Below are 2,607 nucleotides of genomic sequence, written 5' to 3'. Positions count from 1 at the left end.
CATCCGCGCACAGGCGCTCGATCGTCGTGATCGCCGGCAGAATGGTCATGGTATTTCGGCAGCAGGTGATGAAGCGCCGGGCAAGGTCATCGTTCGAGCGCGCCTGCTCGGCTTCGGCGAACAGCCAGTCACGGAAAGCCCGTGCTGGCGCGCCCTGACCGGGGAACGTCCTGTACCCGTAGATGGAGCGCAGCACCTCCATATGCTGCTGGCGGGTCTGGCGCCGGACGGCGTAGCGGATGAGCGCATCACCGGTGATACCGAGCTGGGCGCCGAGGAAGGCCGACACGGCGAGCGGGATCACCTCGCCCGGGACCAGCATCCGTCCTGGATAGCGCAGCGCGCAGAGTTGGAGTGCGAAGCCGATCCGGTTCTCTGGCCGGCGTCGTCGATCGATGTGGATCAGGTCGTCATCGGCCAGGATGTAATACCGCAGCAGCGATGCCTCGTCGGTCGGGAGGTCGAGCAGCAGCGACCGTTGCCGCGCGCTCAGGATATGGCGTCTCGGCATGCGGCAGTGTCCCTGTTGAACAGAAGTCTGTTTTGGACAACACTGACCCTACGCAGATCAAGGGTTTTCGAGGCCTGATTTCAGGAAGGTTCAATTGGGACAGCGCGCCGCCATCTACGCCAGGGTCTCGACAGCCGACCAGTCGTGCGAGCGGCAGCTCCGCGACCTGGCCGGTTTTGCCGAGCGTGGCGGCTATGAGGTGGTCGAGGTCTTCCGCGAAACAGCCTCGGGGATGAAGGCCAACCGCTCGGCACGCGGCGAAGTGATGAAGCTGGCTCAGGCACGCCACATTGATGCGATCCTCGTTACCGAACTCAGCCGCTGGGGACGCTCGACACAGGACCTGCTTGATACGCTCAACCGGCTGTCGGGCTGGCGGGTATCGGTCGTCGCGATGAGTGGCATGACCTTCGAGGTCGATACGCCACACGGCCGAATGATGGCGACGATGCTCGCCGGCATCGCGCAGTTCGAGCGCGACATGCTTAGCGAGCGGGTTCGGTCCGGCCTCGCCGCTGCGCGGGCGCGGGGCCGCACGCTCGGGCGGCAGACCGGCGACCGCCCCAAGTCCGATCGGCTTGCCCCCAAGGTATTGGCGCTTGTCGTCGAGGGCCGCAGCTATCGCTGGATCGCGCGCGACCTCGGCCTCAGCAAGAACACCGTTGCCGCAATTGTCGGGCGGGCACGAACAGATGATGCTTGATCAGCGATCATCATCCCAGCGCCACCGCCAGCTCGCATAGGCGGTGGGGGTCGTGGTCAGGATCGTCATCAACAGAAACAGTAAAATAAGGATCGGCTTGGCGGATAATGATGTCGGCGCAAAGGCGATGGCCCACAGCATCACGAACAGTCCCACGAAGACAGTCGCCGCAAAAACGCCAAAGGTCACGAGATAAGCCTGCGCTCGCGCAGATCTGTCCCATTCATCGACACGTTCGACGAGCGAAGCAGGAGGTTTCAACGGGCCAAATATATTGGTGAAATTCCCGATCGCAAAACCTACCATCAGAGCGGCATAACCGATCGAATAGCCGTTGCTGATGACACCTTGCATCGTCGCGATGATAGCGCCTCCAAAGGCCAGAACCAGTGCAACCGTCGCTGGCCAGCGTAATGGCCGGCGACGAGGTGGTTGTTGGCTAAGTGCCGGTATGCCCGTCCAACCAACCAGACTATCGAGCCTTTCAAGCAGGGTTTTTCGGGTCATGCAGGCTGATCCTCCGGGTCAGGCATCGGCACCATGAATTCGGCGAAGATGATGGGCAGCGCCAGCATCGTCATGACCGTGGCGTAGCCGATGGTGCCCCATTGGCTGCTGGTCGTCGGGCTAGGCCAGTTCGCCCTGCTCGCAGCCATTAGCCATAGGAACACCGCGCCAACCGCGATGACGTCGATCAGGTAAGCCCGATGCATCGCCGCCGACAGCGCATTGCGTTCGAACTCGTCATAGGTCGCGAAACCGCGCGGACTAAGCCACGCCTCCCTGGTAAAGGGCGAGGAAAGCGAACTGATGAACAGCAGTATGCTCATCGGCATGACATTTGGCATGACGATGCTACGATCGGCGGTGCTGACCATCGTGAGAACGGGGATCGCCAAAACGAAGGCAAGGCCAACGGTCAGCCCCCACCGCACCCAATAGCGGCGTGGGCGCTTTCGCATGCTGCCCGCATACCATTTGCGGAAATCATAGCCGTCGCGATAGCTCATGCGACATCCTCTGGATCGAGAGAACCCCGCAGCGTTTCGGTAAGCGAGGGGAAGGGGGCCAGCGAGAAAACGAGATCGACCGGCACCCCGAAATAGGCGGCGATTTTCAGCCCCAATTCGAGGCTGGGATTGTAGTCGCCACGTTCGAGATAACCGATCGTCTGGGGATTGACGCCCACCGCCTCCGCCAGCTCGCGGCGTGACACGGAGCGATCGCTACGGAACAAGGCGATTCGGTTATTCACAACGCAAACATACACGTACGTTGTGTTTACACAACATTCTTGTGCTGTTCGAATGGCGCTCGCGAATGAGCCGCGTCGCTATAATTTAGTCTGTCCCGCGCTTAGAGTGTCATTCCGCCCTCAGCCGGAACCGACCTC

5 protein-coding genes are annotated in these 2,607 nt (G+C 61.4%); 1 reads left to right on the top strand and 4 read right to left on the bottom strand.

Going from position 1 to position 2,607, the window contains the following annotated elements; genetic code table 11:
- Positions 1 to 511, bottom strand: a 511-nt coding sequence (locus tag EJC47_RS20780; RefSeq protein ID WP_148110567.1) for a DUF4158 domain-containing protein, incomplete at its 3' end; no start/stop codon positions are given.
- Positions 512 to 605: 94 nt separating this feature from the next.
- Between EJC47_RS20780 and EJC47_RS20775 the strand changes: the two genes are divergently transcribed.
- On the top strand, positions 606 to 1,214 hold the full coding sequence (locus EJC47_RS20775; protein ID WP_126849589.1) for a recombinase family protein: 609 nt from the start codon (positions 606 to 608) through the stop codon (positions 1,212 to 1,214).
- On the opposite strand, the gene EJC47_RS20770 is transcribed toward EJC47_RS20775, so the two are convergent.
- The 3 genes from EJC47_RS20770 to EJC47_RS20760 are packed head-to-tail and all read right to left on the bottom strand — an operon-like array spanning position 1,215 to position 2,469.
- Entirely contained in the window at positions 1,215 to 1,721 is a 507-nt protein-coding gene (locus EJC47_RS20770; RefSeq protein ID WP_126849588.1) for a hypothetical protein, read from the bottom strand.
- Complete coding sequence (locus EJC47_RS20765) at positions 1,718 to 2,224, bottom strand: hypothetical protein (protein WP_126849587.1); 507 nt, start codon at positions 2,222 to 2,224, stop codon at positions 1,718 to 1,720. The genes EJC47_RS20770 and EJC47_RS20765 overlap by 4 nt, the downstream gene beginning before the upstream one ends.
- Positions 2,221 to 2,469 (bottom strand): helix-turn-helix transcriptional regulator, encoded by a 249-nt coding sequence (locus EJC47_RS20760; protein WP_126849586.1) that lies wholly within the window; start codon positions 2,467 to 2,469, stop codon positions 2,221 to 2,223. Before EJC47_RS20760 ends, EJC47_RS20765 begins: the two co-directional genes overlap by 4 nt.
- Positions 2,470 to 2,607: the final 138 nt, after the last annotated feature.

This window comes from Sphingomonas sp. TF3, assembly GCF_003985085.1.
GTDB lineage: Bacteria > Pseudomonadota > Alphaproteobacteria > Sphingomonadales > Sphingomonadaceae > Sphingomonas.
This window is presented reverse-complemented; position numbering and strand designations above follow the sequence as displayed.